Here is a 17162-nt window from a genome sequence, read left to right on the forward strand (position 1 = left end):
TGCATAGACATGCTCCATGCAACAGGTAGAAACTGAGAAATTTCGGGATTAAAGTTTACCACCGTAATAATAGCCAAGGAATTTCAATAGCTTTATCTGCCTACGGATACGGCTTGGCTGAGAGAGCAAGCGATACAACCACTCCAACCCTAGATTCTGCCAGATTTTCGGTGCACGTTTAACATGCCCAGTAAAGGCATCATAAGTTCCTCCAACACCCATATACAGTGCATCTGGATGTACCTTGCGGCAGTCACGCATAAAGATCTCTTGTTTGGGTGATCCCATTGCTACAGTAATAATCGCCGCACCACTGGCATGAATCCGCTCAAATACATCATCACGCATTTCTGGTGTAAAATACCCATCTTGGCTGCCCACAATATTGACATTCCACTGGGTACGCAGTTTGTTCTCAGTCTGGGCCAAGATATCGGGTTTTCCGCCAATTAGAAAGACTGGTGTGCCCTCACGCCCAGCCCGTTCCATCAAGGCTTCCCACAAATCAGCGCCCGCAATACGCGATACATCCGCATCAGGATATTTACGACGAATGGCACGTACGATACTAATACCATCTGCGTATAAGTATTCGGCTTCATCCAGCAATGTATTCAGTACATTGTCTTTCTCTGCCGTGAGTACTTTTTCTGCGTTAATCGCAACCAACGTACCTGCTTTTACCTGCCCATCTAGGAACAGGTGGTCGAGGAAATGCGACATACCGCGGAACCCCCAAATATTTAGACCACGAATGCGGTATTTAGGAATGTTATTCAACGCCATTTTTTTTCCTTGCATCCAAAATCACAGATGTTTTGCGCGAAGTAGCCAGATTACTGACCACCAGCTTTCGAATCAGCCCGGCACTTTCAAACAACCAATACAGCAATTTCGCCGCAACCAGACATAGGCCAAAGACAATACAAAAGAACACCACCCTAGAAACAAAAGAATCTACACCTTCACGGGCAAGCACAATCATGTTAAAAATGGCGCCAAAGCAGAAAGCCTGTAAAATTGCTGCTTTATAGCGATTGCTTTCCTGTTTTCCTGCTTCATAAATCCAGTCAAACCATTTAATAATAAAACCGACTGCGATCGCCCCCAGAGGGATAAAGAATACGCCTCCCATAACCACAAGAGAGCCAATCAATGTGGGGGAAATTGCAAGACCAGAGTGGTTATTCAATACATCCCAGGTGAAATAGTTAGCTGTGTTCCAGACCAAATTAGGCCTGTCCGGCCATACCCAACCAGGAATAAAAACATAAAAATCACGAATAATCGGTGCCAGACCCTGAAAATCTATTTTGCTGTAATTATCCAGCAATAGGGCCAAATTTTCCCACGGCGAAAAAGTATCTCGCGTGAGATACAGGAAAGTATAAAATGCCTCTGCCCCACTTACGTCCAGACTATAGCGCTTTAACGCCAGCCAGAACATGCCGACAATTCCCATTGCGCCCGCAGTAAACAGCATCCACAACGTGATCCAGCCGCGGACAATACCGATAAACAGAAACAATGCAAACGCGATAATGATGTTAGCTCGCGTTCCCCCAACGATCACATACGTCAGGATACCAAACCCCACCGTTCCTGCCAAAAAGCACAACCATCGTACTTTGGTCGGTTTCAGAAAAAAGACCACTAGCATGGCAGGAATAAAGAAATAGAAAAATCGCTTGAGCGCCACACCGGAAACCTGACTGGAGAATATCTGGCTATAGGACTGTAACTTAAACAACAAAAATCCGTTTTGCATAAAGAACGAACCGACCGTAACGATAGCAATGCCGGCAAGCAATAACCATGTCAGATTAGTTTCCACCCGATTCATCGTAAATAGGGGCTTACGCGGCGCAGTCACCGTTAAGTTTTCAGGTCTTATATTATCGTTGGGCCGTCTTTTGTAAGTAAGTCGTGTTTTATAAGCCACATAGTAAATGGCATAAAAACAGCCAGACGCCAATATCGCATGTAACAATGAATTTACTGGTACCACTGCCACATCAAACTGAAATACCAGCAGGCTGGTCAATGGAAAACCAAAATAGAATGTCAGTAGATACAACAATGAGAAAAAGACATTAAAGTTAAAGCGGACACGTCGAAATTCCTGATATGTCAAGGTCAGGATAAAAGCCACCGAAATTATGTAAACAACAAAAAGCCCACCGAATTGTGTCAAGGTCATTGCTACTCTCCAGATGCTTCCGACAGGGCGGTTTTCCACCCCTCAATGAAATGGGGATCAAAAAAAGCAATCGCCTTTTTATCGAGGGACAGCATCTGGCGCTGTGCTTCCTGCACCCAGTGTTTATTAATCTCATCACCGTCAAACAGAACAGGGAGCTGCTGTTCCGTTAAATCATGCCAGAATGGATTTTGGCGGCTCAGAACAAACGGAATACCAAATTGAATCAACAGACAGAGTGTTCCAATACCCTGCTGACGATTGAAAATGAAATAACCCAAATCACATTGGCGCAACAATGACAAGTATTCATCAAAGGCTATTTGCTCTTTTAAGATACGAACATTTTGCGCTGGAAATAACGACAAAGCAGTTTGCTCCACGTTCTGGATATAGGCTTGGTTATTATCAGGATAGCCCATTGGGATTAGCACCCTAGCCTCATCGCCAAACTGGTGGTGGATCTTCTGCAAGGCTTCAATATGACGGTTAGACTGATCCCCTGAGTTTCCCAATAAGACGGTAATGCCTTCCGGTGAGAATGTTTTCTCCGTCACCGTCAGCGCAGGCTCCATCCGAGTTGGGAAATAGAGCAATGATGATGGCACATCAGGTTTGGCTCGACTTGAACGCGAATCATCCTGAAAAAAGTGCCGCAGATCACCGCGCGTGGCAAAAATATGCCCCACCCGCTTCTGTGCCAAGCGACGAATCAGATAGAACAAACGGAATTTCAGTTGGCGGGATTCTTCATAGAGATCTGCACCCCAAACATGCCAGAAGAATTGGTGCCGCTGAATCTTACCGATTAATAAAGCCAACCACAAAGCAGCATTAAACTGCCCATGGAAAAAGAAGCGAACTGTTCTGTTTGCCCTCGCTTTCTCTATTACTGCCTGCGATAAGGCAGATTTGCTGCGATAAAGAGAAATAGCCAAGTTAGGGTAATTCGAGAGCCATGTGTGGTCTTTAGACACCACCATAAAACACGGTTTGGCGGAAAAATGTATTTCCTGTGCCAAGACGTCATTAAAGAAACGCAGTAACGTTTGATTGTGATGTGGGATATCCGATCCCAAAACGTGAATTAGGGTTGTCATGCTCGCCTGCAGTAAATAATAAATACGCTACAACAAAGAATGAAATAAACAATGTAAGTTACCATATATGACTGGGCAGCTCCCAATGCCCCATGCACGGGTATCAGCCAATGGGAAAAACCCGTCAGTAAAAGAAACTGACTCACTTCAGTCAATATATAAAAACGCAATGCAGCTTTCGCTATCACCAGATAACCAAAAACATAAGCGCCAACTTTCAACACGTCGCCCACTAACTGCCACACAAACAGATCCCGCATGGCGATGAATTTGTCTGAAAATAACAGCCAAATCACAAAATCACGCAACAACCAGACAGAGAAACTGGCAGCAGCCACAGCGGGCAAGACAAATTTCAGTGCCTTCACAATCTCACGGGTAATTGCTTGCTTACTCTCCAGACGAGAAAGGGTCGGTAATAGATAAACAGTGAAGGAGGCGGTGATAAATTGTAAATAAGCATCTGAAATACTGCTAACTCCCTGCCAAATCCCGACCTCTTCCCAACTATAACGCGCTGCCAGCAAATTTCGCATCATGACATAAGCAACGGGCAATGTAATGGAAGTCAGCAACGCCATAAGGGTGAATTTGCCCAAGTGGCTGGCAATCGCACGATCCCACATAGGTTTCAAGTCAGAAAAGGCAATCACCTTGCGATGCAGTATCATCAGACCGGCAGGTAAAACCACCAATGCAGGTACCAATGCCAAGCCTGCCAATGCCCCTTCATAGCCTCCCAGCCAATAGCAGAGGCTATAAGCCAACATGCCTGTCAGGCTGCCCAAAATAATGGCTAACGCGTTTCCCTTAGCATCTCTGAACCCTTTCAGGATTGCCAGAAAATAGTTGGCATAAGCGATGCCCATTTGAATAAATGCGAGCGCCTGCACAACAGTTTTGTAATGGGTGTGACCAAATAGGCTAATACTGATGATTTCACTGAATAAAAGGAAGATCACTGCCAATAAGGTCGAAAATCCCAGAATCATCAGGGACGATGTGCCCAATATCGCCCTAAGCTTTTCCGGTTGCTGATGATGTTCTGCTACATACTTGGTGACACCATTAAAAATCCCTGCCCCAGAGAGCACACCTAATACAGTAATGAGTTGGCGAAAATTACCTGCTTGCCCAACACCTGTTGGACCAAAAGATACCGCCAGAAGTTTAATGACCAGCAACCCCACACCGATCTTGATCAATGTGGAGCCTGCTGTCCAAACAGAAGCTTTAGCAAGTGACATATCAGGAGAAAAACCCCTTGATACGATCGATAACGATTTGCTGTTCTGTATCAGTGAGGTTGTAGAACATTGGTAAGCGAACTAAGCGGTCACTTTCGCGGGTGGTAAAGCGATCTTCGCCGTGGAAACGGCCACATTTCTCACCGGCAGGGCTGGTATGCAATGCCACGTAGTGGAATACGCTCAGGATACCATTTCCTTTCATATAACTATTGAATGCGCTACGCTCTTCTACATCTTTGAGCTTGATATAGAACATGTGGGCATTGTGTTCCAAGCCTTCTGGAACAATGGGTAAAGTTAAATATCCAGCGTCTGCTAACGGTTTCAGGGCCTGATAGTAGTTCTCCCACAAAGTCAGGCGGCGTTGGTTAATAGTTTCAGCAAGTTCCAGTTGTGCCCACAGGTAAGCCGCTTGCAGATCAGACAGCAGATAGCTGGAACCGATATCACGCCATGTGTATTTGTCTACTTGTCCACGGAAGAATTGACTGCGGTTAGTGCCTTTCTCTCGAATGATTTCGGCACGGGCAATCATGGAATTATCATTGATTAATGTTGCCCCGCCTTCACCACCGGCCGAGTAATTTTTGGTTTCATGAAAACTGAAACAACCAATATGTCCAATTGTGCCCAATGCACGGCCTTTATAGGTGGACATAACGCCCTGTGCGGCATCTTCCACCACATACAGGTTATATTTTTTCGCCAGTGCCATGATGGTATCCATTTCACAGGCCACGCCCGCATAATGCACCGGTACGATAGCACGGGTTTTCTCTGTAATAGCTGCTTCAATCTTGTTCTCATCAATGTTCATGGTATCAGGACGAATATCCACGAACACAATGGTTGCACCACGCAAAACAAAGGCATTGGAGGTCGAAACAAAGGTATAGCTCGGCATGATGACTTCATCACCCAGCTGGATATCCAACAACATTGCCGCCATTTCCAGTGAAGCTGTACAAGAGGGTGTCAGCAATACCTTCGGGCAATTAAAACGCTGTTCCATCCACGCTTCACAACGTTTGGTAAATTCACCATCACCACACAACTTACCGCTAGCCATCGCCTGTTGCATGTATTCAAGTTCAGTGCCGACTATAGGTGGTTTATTAAATGGAATCATTTCGTCCTCTGTATAACCAATATGCGGTACTCTCAATGATGGCACCACAGCGTGTATAAAGACGCAAGGCAGTGATGTTGCTGATTTGCGTAGCCACTCTCAGCCATTGTATCTGATGGTTATGACACCACTGTTGCGCCGCCGACATTAATTTTTTACCAATCCCTTGATGATGGCCTGGTACAGCAGCCAATAAGCCAATACGAGCTTCGTTGTTACCTATGTCCCTTAAGGTGACAAAGCCCGCAATTTGACCACGTTCATCATGAATAAGCAGGCATTGGTGATCAAATGTGCCCAAAACGGCTTTTTCAACCCAGGCGGCATAGAATCTCCCACTGTCATCTGGTTGATACCAGGGTGTGCGAAAGCGGCTGGCCGTGAATACACGTGCCGCAACTGCCTTCAATACGGAGATATCTTCTTGTTTTGCCGAAATTAGTTCCTTTCCCGTATAAATGCCAGAAATATCTTCCGCCTCAATCGATAACCGTAAATCTACCTCACCTTCAACCAGTGAAAATCCTAAGGCAGAAAGCTCATCAATAATGCCCGTTTGTTGGGCTGCTACTTTGGTCTGCACTAATGCATATTGGTCCAAATCAGCAACCATCAATGCTGCCACATCCGACGAAAAATTAAGGCGGGCTGTGGTCAAGCCAAAAAACTGGCTTTCCCAAGCTAAGGGGTCAAGGTTGGCGTGAATAGACATTGAGCAAATCCATCAGATAGTTACCGTAACCTGTTTTCGCCAAATCCATGGCCGCTGCTTTCAATTGTTTATCACTGAGCCAGCCGTTACGCCATGCGATCTCTTCCAGACAAGCAATCTTGAAACCTTGCCGTTTTTCGACAGTCTGGACAAAAGTACTGGCCTCAATCAGGCTGTCATGAGTCCCTGTATCTAACCAGGCAAAACCACGCCCCAATAATTCAACATTCAATTCACCGCATTCCAGATACATCTGGTTGATACTGGTGATTTCCAGTTCCCCGCGCGCAGAAGGTTTTACTTGTTTGGCAAAATCCACGACTTTGTTGTCGTAAAAATAGAGCCCCGTCACCGCCCAATTGGATTTAGGTTGTACAGGTTTTTCTTCTATGGAAAGGACTCGATACTGCTCGTCAAATTCCACTACGCCAAATCGTTCAGGATCCATCACTTGGTAACCGAATACTGTCGCTCCTGTTGTTCGGCCAGCAACATGTTGTAGTTTCGGGCTAAACGCTTGACCAAAAAAGATATTGTCACCCAATACCAGACAACAAGCATCATTACCGATAAATTCTTCACCAATCAGAAATGCCTGCGCCAGACCATCAGGTGAAGGCTGTTCAGCGTAACTAAGTTGGATACCAAATTGTTCACCACGGCCTAGTAATCGTTTAAAAGCAGGTAAATCTTCCGGTGTCGAGATGATCAGGATATCGCGTATGCCCGACAGCATTAACACTGACAGCGGATAGTAAATCATCGGCTTGTCATAAATCGGTAATAACTGCTTTGATACGCCACGTGTTATTGGATACAAACGGGTGCCAGAGCCCCCAGCCAGTATAATTCCTTTCATCTGCTCCCCCTGATGGGCTTATTCATTTCCTAACCCAAGTCGCTCCCCTGTATAAGAGCCATCCAGAACTCTTCTCCACCAACTCTCATTTTCCAGATACCATTGCACAGTCTTGCGAATGCCGGATTCGAACGTTTCCTCGGGGGTCCATCCCAATTCACGCTCAATTTTCGCCGCATCAATCGCATAACGCATATCATGGCCTGGGCGATCCGTTACATAGGTAATAAGATCGCGATAATGCTCTACCCCAGCAGGTTTTTCGGGGTTCAGCTCCTCCAGCAATTCACAAATCGTTTCCACAACTTCGATATTTCGGCGCTCATTATGTCCACCGATATTGTAGGTTTTGCCGGGCTCCGCCTGAGTTACTACCAAATACAACGCCCGCGCATGATCTTCCACATAGAGCCAGTCACGGATTTGCTCTCCTTTGCCATAGACCGGCAAAGGCTTGCCTGCCAGCCCATTCAGAATCATCAAGGGGATCAGTTTCTCAGGGAAATGATAAGGACCATAGTTATTCGAACAATTGGTGATCATGGTCGGTAAGCCATAAGTACGGCGCCATGCTCTGACCAGATGATCACTGGACGCTTTCGATGCAGAATAAGGGCTGCTTGGCGAGTAAGGTGTGGTTTCAGTAAAGAAACCCTCTTCACCATGCAGATCGCCATATACTTCGTCTGTTGAAATATGGTGGAAGCGGAATTGGCTCTGTTTTTCTTGATCCAACTGTTGCCAAAATGCACGAGCTGCTTCCAACAAAGTATAAGTGCCGATGATATTGGTTTCGATAAAAGCTGCTGGCCCGTCAATGGAGCGGTCAACATGGCTTTCTGCGGCCAAATGCATGACAGCATCCGGTTGATATTGTTGGAATACGCGATCTAAGGCATCACGCTGGCGGATATCAACCTGCTCAAACGCGTAGCGAGGATGGTTGACAACTGGAGCCAGTGATTCAAGGTTACCGGCATAAGTCAGGCTATCAACAACAACGACACTATCTTCAGTCTGATTAATAATGTGGCGCACAACCGCAGAACCGATAAAACCTGCACCACCTGTAATAAGAATACGTTTCAACGCCAAACTCCTTTTGTATCAACAACCCATTTTTGTTTTATTGCAGAACTATTAATGGCTTTAAACTGGCTATGATCCACCAACATCAATACAACGTCAGCCTGCTCTAATGCCAGGTTGACATCCATCAACACCACCATATCTTTCAGTGAATCGGGCAGTTCATGTACATTGGGTTCAACCGCGATGGTTTGCCCTGCATGCCACTGTGCAACCATTTTTGTAATATAAACGGCTGGACTTTCCCGCAAATCATCAATGTTCGGTTTGAAAGCTAAGCCAAAACAGGCAATTTTAATCTCATTTGCCCGTTTGCCACTCTCAACCAAACAGTCAGCGACGGCGGCTTTCACTTGATCCACGACCCACAGCGGCTTGTCATCATTCACCAAACGCGCGGTATGAATTAAACGGGATTGCTCAGGATTCTGGGATACAATGAACCACGGATCGACGGCAATGCAATGCCCCCCTACACCAGGGCCAGGTTGCAAAATATTTACACGTGGATGGCGATTTGCCAGACGAATCAGTTCCCACACATTGATCCCCTGTTCGGCACAGATCAGGGAAAGTTCGTTGGCAAAAGCGATATTAACATCACGGAAACTGTTTTCTGTTAGCTTGCACATTTCCGCTGTTCTGGCATTGGTGATAACACATTCACCTTCAAGAAAGATGTTGTACAGCTCGCTTGCCCTACGAGAGGATTTAGCTGTCATTCCTCCTACAACCCGATCATTTTTAATCAATTCCACCATAACTTGCCCGGGCAAAACACGCTCAGGACAATAGGCGATATCGATATCTGAGTTTTCACCCGCTTGTTGAGGGAATGAAAGATCAGGACGTACCGCAGCTAACCATGCTGCCATCTGCTCTGTCGCACCGACAGGAGAAGTGGATTCCAAAATAACCAAATCGCCTTTTTTCAAGACAGGTGCTATTGATTCCGCCGCAGAACGCACATAGGCCATATCGGGTTCATGCTCCCCTTTGAAGGGAGTAGGAACAGCAATCAAGAAAGCATCCGCAGTTTGTGGAATAGTCACGGCGTTCAAAAAGCCCTCTTCTACCGCAACTTTTACTACCTTATCTAAATCAGGTTCAACGATATGGATCGAACCACGGTTAATCGTTTCTACCGCATGTTGATTAACATCCACGCCAATAACCCTCTTTTGACGGGAGGCGAATGCCGCTGCGGTGGGCAAACCGATATAACCCAGGCCGATAACAGAAATTGTTTCAAAACTCATAATGTCACCTGATTTTTTCTCAATGCTTCAAGAATTCGCTGGCAAGCCCTACCATCACCATAAGGGTTATGGGCATGGCTCATTTGTTGGTAGGCGTTAACATCCGTCAATAAACGCGTAACTTCCGCAACGATAGTTTGTGTTTCTGTTCCCACCAGTCGCACTGTTCCCGCATCAATCGCTTCAGGTCGCTCAGTGGTATCGCGCATAACTAAAACCGGTTTTCCCAGAGAAGGAGCCTCTTCCTGAATTCCCCCTGAATCGGTCAAGATTAAATAGGCATGATTCATCAAATAGACGAATGGCAGATAATCCTGTGGTTTGATAAGGACAACATTATCAATGTCATGCAAAATACGCTTAACGGGTTCACTGACATTCGGGTTCAAATGAACCGGATAAACTATTTGAACATCAGGATGCGCCTTGGCAATCTGTGCCAAGGCTTCACAAATACGCTCAAACCCTTTACCAAAATTTTCACGGCGATGGCCTGTCACCAAGATTATTTTTTTATTTAGGTGAAGAAAAGGATAAAGCTCAGCAAACTGCCCATACATGGCTTCATCATTCATGATGCGATCTCGCACTGATAGCAGGGCATCAATCACCGTATTGCCGGTAACAAAAATACGATTTTCCGCAATGGATTCTTTTAAGAGGTTATTTCGGGAATTTGCCGTCGGTGCAAAATGGTACATAGCCAAGTGTCCGGCAATCTTACGATTGGCTTCTTCCGGCCATGGTGAATAAAGATCCCCTGTTCTTAAGCCAGCTTCAACATGACCTACCGGAATATGCTGATAGAAAGCAGCCAGACTCGTTGCCATGGTTGTTGTTGTATCACCATGCACCAATACCACATCTGGTTTGAATTCTTCTAATACAGGCTTTATACCTTGCAGGATACGACATGTGATATCCGTCAGATCCTGCCCTTTTTGCATAATATTCAGATCAAAATCCGGCGTTATCCCAAACAGATGCAATACCTGATCCAGCATTTCCCTATGCTGAGCTGTGACACACACTTTTGCTTCAAAGGCAGTATCCATAGCCAACGCATGTACCAACGGGGCCATTTTAATGGCCTCCGGCCGGGTACCAAACACAGTCAACACTTTCACAGTGACTCTCTTATTTTGTCAATCATTGCAGATACTTCCAAGAATGGGGGATCAAAAACCTATCGTTTTATATTTACATACTGTTACTTATATGAACTGTCAGAACGAGGACGTCTTACTAAAGCGAAACCTGCACCAACCAACATGCCTACGGCTCCCCATAAAATCATCATAAAAGTACGGCGAGGACTGTCCCGGTTAACGGGTTCCTCCGGTGTTCTGAGATAGCGGTAAGTCAGGAAAGAGTCCTGCAAAGTCGGACCGACATTCAGTGTAGCCAGCATCGCGATATTTTGATCATAATCGATGCTGTAGTCAGGGCCTGTGGCTTCCAACGTTTCAATTTGGGCTTGCAGTAATGATGTACCCAGCATAAACATTTTGGATTCAGGCAGTTCTTCGATAGGAATGTTTGTCTGATTACGGTGAATACCTTGCTTTTCAGCCACTTTCAGTGACTGCTGCAAGACATTCAATTCACGATTATATATTGCCTTTACCACCATCTCCTGACGTTTTACCAACGCTTTCATTGACTGAGTCCGCGTCGCCCACGCCCCTTTAATTTCGTTGTTCAGGTGAGTGCTCGCCCGTTGGTTGGCGAACGCAATATATTGACGCAGAAGTTGATTGGCATCAACGGCGGTTTCTGCTGTCAATTTGATACTGTCATTTAATGATGTTTTAGTATCACTGCGCGTGATTTTAATATCGTTGATCAATTCATCCAACAATACAGCATCCGCTTTGGCACGCCCTTCCTTGCGTTGTTTGTAATACTCAGAATGAAGCCAAAATTCACGACGGGTATCATACGCCGAAACCTGTGTCATGAATTCTTTGTATGCACCGTCTGGAATGGTCGGTAATTGCGCTTCTGGCGAAGCATTGATATGGGTATCCAAATTACGCAGGAATTGTTGTTGCGAATAGTAGCTGCCCAAATTATTCGTTGTCGGTAAGTTTACAATAGCGGTTGCGCTCCATTTCTGCTGCATCAAATAAGATGCTCCCAGAGCGGCGGCAGCGAAAATTATTGCCAGTGCGATAATCCATATCTTTCCATGCCACAAAGCATAACAGAGTGCCCGAATATCCAGTTCATGCTCTATAGCAGGTTGATCCTGTTTAGATTTCGTTTCTGAATTTATCACTGCACAAAACCTCTTTGATTGTCGATGTCTTTAATGATGGCTTGTTGCCTGACGCATACGGCGCTTACATCGTTTGATAAAACGGGCTACCTTCCACGCTCTTTTGATGCAATAGCCATACAACATAAATGCAAGCAAAAATAATGCCAACATTATCCACTCAGGAACAAAACTTAGCCATTCCCCAATAATTCCAATTGATGCCAATAGAGCCGCAGCCAAAGTGATCAAAATAAATGCCTGGCGAGAAGTAAACCCAGCACGCATAATCAAATGGTGAATATGCTGGCGATCTGGGGAAAATGGACTCATTCCCTTACGTAATCGACGGTACATAATAGCGACCATATCCATCAATGGAATTGCAATGATCCACAATGCTGTCACAGGATTAATAGAATAGTGTTCTCCTTGAGTCGTTTCAGTCAGTAACCAAATGACAGTAAAGCCAATTAAGGTACTTCCCGCATCCCCCATAAACACTTTAAAACGCTTTCCTAGTAGACCAAGGTTGAGAAAGACATAAGGTAAAATCCCCGCAATAAATGCAAAGCACCAAAATGCCAGTGCCATATTCCCATTCTCGTAAAGCAAAATCCCTAGTGCACCAAAAGAAACACAAGATAGCCCCCCCAACAAGCCATCAATGCCATCCATCATATTGAAAGCGTTAATGGCAGCCCAGACAGCGAATAAAGTCACAATATAGCTGAATGGCCCCAGAACCATTTCCCAAGAGCCAAAAGAATTTCCTAAGCTCTCAAGTTTAAGACCAGCAAAAAACATCATGCTAATGCCAACCAAAGCCTGGATAACTGCCCTAATCTTCACGCTGACATCAAAACGATCATCCAGCACACCAACAAAAACTAATACTCCGGCACAAGCTAGATATGACCATTTGTGTGGGATAAACTCTTTTGTGATTGCAAATGCGAAACAAACACTAAAAAACAATGAAATACCACCGACTAAAGGAATTAATCCTTGGTGACACTTACGGTAATTTGGCTTATCAACCAAACCTATATTTTTTGCGACTTTACGCGCCATAAACAAGAACGCGAATGAAAATATAAATATGTAAAAAATTTCGGCGCTCATCCTAGGAATATTCACAATAACAACTCTCTGCAAGATAACGATGGGCCATCTATTATTGATAGACTTATAGATGCTTATGACTATTGATCTATAAGATGGTATTCACAAAATAAGGAGTTCTACCATGCACAGAAAACCAACACATGGATAACGCTGGCCGTAGTTCGTGATCAATGACTGAATACTTGTAAGAAATTTACTTGGCATATACTCACTCGATCACACAAATAAGATATGCAAAATATGTGCCATCTCAGCCAAATACTGTGATAATGTACAACCATAAAAAACGCCACAAAACGTGGCGCTTAAGTTGTCACAGAAGGATCTTTTTTATCGCAAAAATAAACTATGAACGTTTCATAAAGTCGAAGAATTCTTCGTTTGTTTTTGTCATAGCCAGTTTGTTGATAAGGAATTCCATCGCGTCGATTTCACCCATTGGATGAATAATCTTACGTAAGATCCACATCTTCTGTAGCTCATCCTGTGCAGTGAGCAGCTCTTCTTTACGTGTCCCCGAACGGTTGTAATCAATGGCTGGGAAGACACGTTTTTCCGCAATCTTACGGGACAGGTGCAATTCCATGTTACCTGTACCTTTAAATTCTTCGTAAATAACCTCATCCATCTTGGAGCCAGTATCAACCAGCGCAGTCGCAATGATGGTCAGACTACCACCTTCTTCGACATTACGTGCAGCACCAAAGAAACGTTTTGGACGATGCAGGGCATTCGCATCCACACCACCAGTCAAAACCTTACCGGAAGCAGGAACAACAGTGTTATATGCACGAGCCAGACGGGTAATGGAATCCAGCAGGATAATAACGTCTTTCTTGTGTTCAACCAGACGTTTTGCCTTTTCGATCACCATTTCAGCCACTTGCACATGGCGGGATGCAGGTTCATCAAAGGTTGAAGCAATCACTTCGCCTTTTACCAGACGCTGCATTTCGGTAACTTCTTCTGGACGCTCATCAATCAGCAAAACCATCAAAACACAATCTGGGTAGTTATGAGCAATGTTAGCCGCAATATTTTGCAGCAGCATGGTCTTACCCGCTTTTGGTGGTGCAACAATCAGGCCACGCTGACCACGACCAATCGGCGCTGCCAGATCCAGAACACGGGCTGTCAAATCTTCAGTAGAACCATTACCACGTTCCATACGCAAGCGATTGTTAGCATGAAGTGGAGTCAGGTTTTCAAACAGGATTTTACTGCGGGCATTTTCAGGCTTGTCAAAGTTGACTTCATTAACTTTCAACAGGGCAAAATAGCGTTCACCTTCTTTTGGTGGGCGGATTTTCCCTGAAATGGTATCACCGGTACGGAGGTTAAAGCGGCGGATTTGACTAGGAGAAACGTAGATATCATCAGGACCTGCAAGGTAAGAACTGTCTGCGGAGCGGAGGAAACCAAATCCATCCTGCAATATCTCCAGCACACCATCTCCGAAAATATCCTCTCCGCTTTTCGCATGCTGTTTGAGAATAGAGAAAATGATGTCCTGCTTACGCATACGAGCCAGGTTTTCCAGCCCCATATTTTCGCCAAGAGTAATCAACTCAGATACCGGCGTATTCTTTAATTCGGTAAGATTCATAATGGTGGGTTCTTTAACTCGGGGTATATCTCGAACTATGAACGTGAATGGTATGGCAGCATTATCGATGCCTGTTTATTTGTACCAGAAACGAATAACACCTTCTAACATATTAAATTATATTACAAGGCAATAGTTTGAAGTACTTAGATTGATTTCAAAATAAGGCTGACAAACTGTCAAAACTATCTTCTAACTATCTATGTGCCATATGTTATAACTATCTATAATATAGATACAATTTTATAATGCGAGCACTATTAAAGTTTAACAGTGGACACTATTTCAGCATACACATCTTTCAGCATAAACGTTTTTTTAACATAAGCACTGTTAGCAGATTCTATACCTAACACCTAGCACAAGAAGGAGAAGGCTCGACATAAAAATGCCCAGGATAAAAACACTCTGCTTAAAGATATTTAGCATTAGAACGCTATGAGTGTACTAAGCTATATACTGGATTAATCGTATATAGACTCAGGAATTTTACCAAATGCGATATGTCATCAGATACTTCAGGTGACCCAGAGATAACAGGTTTATCAGACACTACAAATTGTTTAGTATGTAACATGCTTAATGTCAACTCTTTATATCAATAAACCTTTATATCGAATAAAGAATTCGCTCAAGCAAAGCTTCATACAAATACATGGTCGCTAACTTACCATGCTTCGTAGCGGACGTCTAGCGGTCAATGTGATAAATCATCTCATACGCCAAACGTCCGTAATTACTGTGACCTGATTCTAAATTATAGGTGAGGTTCCAAAAACTCTTTCAGTTGAGTTTTTGACAAAGCGCCCACTTTTACGGCAACCTTTTCACCGCCTTTAAACAGGATCAGAGTTGGAATACCACGAATACCGTATTCTGGTGCTGTTGCTGGGTTATCATCAATGTTCAGCTTGCCAACGGTCAGTTTCCCTTCGTATTCTGTGGCAATCTCATCCAGAATAGGGGCAATCATTTTGCAAGGACCGCACCACTCAGCCCAGAATTCAACGAGAACAGGACCTTGTGCTTTCAAAACATCGTTTCCAAAGCCAGCATCAGTCAGAGAGATAATATTCGCACTCATTTTTTGCTCCAAAAATAAAATCTTTTACAGTGTCAGTGTACATTAACCAACATAAGGGTGTCTTTATTTCAGCGGATACACTTTCTTAAAGCAATAGTTAACTGATATTCTACCTTACTATGAGCAAAACACATTTGACAGAAAAGAAGTTTTCCGACTTCGCATTGCATCCCAAAGTCTTAGAAGCCCTTGAGAAGAAGGGGTTTTCCAACTGTACGCCGATACAGGCGCTAACATTGCCTTTAACTGTCGAAGGCCGAGATGTTGCGGGGCAAGCACAAACCGGAACGGGCAAGACGCTGGCATTTTTGGCGTCTACTTTTAATTATTTATTGACTCACCCTGCGAAGAAAGAGCGTAAAACTAATCAGCCAAGAGCACTGATTATGGCGCCTACCCGTGAATTGGCGGTTCAAATATACTCTGACGCAGAAGAATTGTCACAAGTCACTGGGTTGAAAATGGGTCTTGCCTATGGCGGCGATGGCTATGATAAACAGCTTAAAGTCCTTGAAGCGGGTGTCGATATCGTCATTGGTACAACAGGGCGTTTGATCGATTACGCAAAACAGGGCCATATCCATCTTGGAGCCATTCAAGTTGTGGTACTTGATGAAGCAGATCGCATGTATGACCTGGGCTTTATCAAAGATATTCGCTGGTTGTTCCGTCGGCTCCCAGCGGCTACAGAAAGAATGAACTTGCTGTTTTCCGCAACTCTCTCTTATCGAGTGCGTGAACTGGCTTTTGAGCAGATGAACAATCCTGAATATGTGGAAGTGGAACCGCTGCAAAAAACCGGGCACCGCATTAAGGAAGAGCTATTTTATCCTTCCAACGAAGAAAAAATGCGTCTGCTACAGACTCTGCTGGAAGAAGAGTGGCCTGATCGCTGCATTATTTTTGCCAATACCAAACACCGTTGTGAAGACATCTGGGCTCATCTGGCTGCTGATGGTCATCGGGTTGGTTTGCTGACTGGTGATGTTGCACAGAAAAAACGCCTGCGTATTCTTGAAGAATTCAGCCTAGGCAATCTGGACATTCTGGTTGCCACAGATGTTGCCGCCCGAGGGCTGCATATCCCATCTGTGACACACGTATTTAACTATGATCTACCCGATGACTGTGAAGATTATGTTCACCGAATTGGCCGGACAGGCCGTGCTGGAGAAAGTGGTCATTCTATCAGCCTGGCGTGTGAAGAGTATGTGCTAAATTTACCGGCCATTGAAGAATATATTCAGCACCAGATACCTGTTAGCAAATATAACAGTGATGCATTGCTAAAAGATCTGCCAGTACCTAAGCGCCGTAATCGCACCCGCTCAGGGGGACACCCACGGCGTACCAACATACCACGCCGTGGCAATGCAACGCGCAACAGTAAACGCCCAGGCTAAAATGACGCAAGGCTGAACAATACTGGAATAGTATGATCGGTATTGAAATAACGTAATGTTGAAATAACACGATATGAAATAAC

General features: G+C 44.6%; 15 protein-coding genes. 1 reads left to right on the forward strand and 14 read right to left on the reverse strand.

Annotated features, from left to right (window positions below):
- Positions 1 to 48: 48 nt before the first annotated feature.
- The 14 genes from wecG to trxA form a co-directional block, all read right to left on the reverse strand.
- Positions 49 to 786 (reverse strand): lipopolysaccharide N-acetylmannosaminouronosyltransferase, encoded by a 738-nt coding sequence (wecG, locus tag ACE1SE_RS17580; protein ID WP_374051966.1) that lies wholly within the window; start codon positions 784 to 786, stop codon positions 49 to 51.
- Positions 773 to 2200, reverse strand: a complete 1428-nt coding sequence (gene wzyE, locus ACE1SE_RS17585; protein ID WP_374051967.1) for an ECA oligosaccharide polymerase — start codon at positions 2198 to 2200, stop codon at positions 773 to 775. Before wzyE ends, wecG begins: the two co-directional genes overlap by 14 nt.
- Before the next feature lie 2 nt (positions 2201 to 2202).
- Positions 2203 to 3300 carry a TDP-N-acetylfucosamine:lipid II N-acetylfucosaminyltransferase gene (locus ACE1SE_RS17590; protein WP_374051968.1) on the reverse strand — a complete coding sequence of 366 codons (1098 nt, stop codon included), beginning with the start codon at positions 3298 to 3300 and terminating at the stop codon, positions 2203 to 2205.
- Positions 3297 to 4547: a lipid III flippase WzxE gene (wzxE, locus tag ACE1SE_RS17595; protein WP_374051969.1), complete on the reverse strand. Its 1251-nt coding sequence runs from the start codon at positions 4545 to 4547 to the stop codon at positions 3297 to 3299. The genes ACE1SE_RS17590 and wzxE overlap by 4 nt, the downstream gene beginning before the upstream one ends.
- A gap of 1 nt (position 4548) precedes the next feature.
- Positions 4549 to 5679, reverse strand: a complete 1131-nt coding sequence (gene rffA / locus ACE1SE_RS17600; protein ID WP_374051970.1) for a dTDP-4-amino-4,6-dideoxygalactose transaminase — start codon at positions 5677 to 5679, stop codon at positions 4549 to 4551.
- Positions 5666 to 6391, reverse strand: a complete 726-nt coding sequence (gene rffC / locus ACE1SE_RS17605) for a dTDP-4-amino-4,6-dideoxy-D-galactose acyltransferase (RefSeq protein ID WP_374051971.1) — start codon at positions 6389 to 6391, stop codon at positions 5666 to 5668. The genes rffA and rffC overlap by 14 nt, the downstream gene beginning before the upstream one ends.
- Positions 6369 to 7250 (reverse strand): glucose-1-phosphate thymidylyltransferase RfbA, encoded by an 882-nt coding sequence (gene rfbA, locus ACE1SE_RS17610; protein WP_374051972.1) that lies wholly within the window; start codon positions 7248 to 7250, stop codon positions 6369 to 6371. Before rfbA ends, rffC begins: the two co-directional genes overlap by 23 nt.
- A gap of 18 nt (positions 7251 to 7268) precedes the next feature.
- Positions 7269 to 8339, reverse strand: coding sequence for a dTDP-glucose 4,6-dehydratase (gene rffG / locus ACE1SE_RS17615; protein WP_374051973.1), 1071 nt, complete (start codon positions 8337 to 8339; stop codon positions 7269 to 7271).
- Positions 8336 to 9598 carry a UDP-N-acetyl-D-mannosamine dehydrogenase gene (wecC, locus tag ACE1SE_RS17620; RefSeq protein WP_374051974.1) on the reverse strand — a complete coding sequence of 421 codons (1263 nt, stop codon included), beginning with the start codon at positions 9596 to 9598 and terminating at the stop codon, positions 8336 to 8338. The genes rffG and wecC overlap by 4 nt, the downstream gene beginning before the upstream one ends.
- Positions 9595 to 10725: a non-hydrolyzing UDP-N-acetylglucosamine 2-epimerase gene (gene wecB / locus ACE1SE_RS17625; protein WP_374051975.1), complete on the reverse strand. Its 1131-nt coding sequence runs from the start codon at positions 10723 to 10725 to the stop codon at positions 9595 to 9597. The genes wecC and wecB overlap by 4 nt, the downstream gene beginning before the upstream one ends.
- Before the next feature lie 83 nt (positions 10726 to 10808).
- Positions 10809 to 11879, reverse strand: coding sequence for an ECA polysaccharide chain length modulation protein (wzzE, locus tag ACE1SE_RS17630; protein ID WP_374051976.1), 1071 nt, complete (start codon positions 11877 to 11879; stop codon positions 10809 to 10811).
- Positions 11880 to 11909: 30 nt separating this feature from the next.
- The gene (gene wecA / locus ACE1SE_RS17635) at positions 11910 to 12998 is read right to left on the reverse strand and encodes a UDP-N-acetylglucosamine--undecaprenyl-phosphate N-acetylglucosaminephosphotransferase (RefSeq protein ID WP_374051977.1); all 1089 of its coding nucleotides are present in this window, start codon (positions 12996 to 12998) and stop codon (positions 11910 to 11912) included.
- A 334-nt stretch (positions 12999 to 13332) separates the two neighbouring features.
- Positions 13333 to 14592, reverse strand: a complete 1260-nt coding sequence (gene rho / locus ACE1SE_RS17640) for a transcription termination factor Rho (RefSeq protein ID WP_074020680.1) — start codon at positions 14590 to 14592, stop codon at positions 13333 to 13335.
- Between the two features lie 757 nt (positions 14593 to 15349).
- Complete coding sequence (gene trxA / locus ACE1SE_RS17645) at positions 15350 to 15676, reverse strand: thioredoxin TrxA (protein WP_099133093.1); 327 nt, start codon at positions 15674 to 15676, stop codon at positions 15350 to 15352.
- 119 nt (positions 15677 to 15795) lie between these two features.
- Between trxA and rhlB the strand changes: the two genes are divergently transcribed.
- Entirely contained in the window at positions 15796 to 17079 is a 1284-nt protein-coding gene (rhlB, locus tag ACE1SE_RS17650; RefSeq protein ID WP_374051978.1) for an ATP-dependent RNA helicase RhlB, read from the forward strand.
- Positions 17080 to 17162: the final 83 nt, after the last annotated feature.

It is taken from the genome of Xenorhabdus taiwanensis, assembly GCF_036512875.1.
Taxonomy (GTDB): domain Bacteria; phylum Pseudomonadota; class Gammaproteobacteria; order Enterobacterales; family Enterobacteriaceae; genus Xenorhabdus; species Xenorhabdus taiwanensis.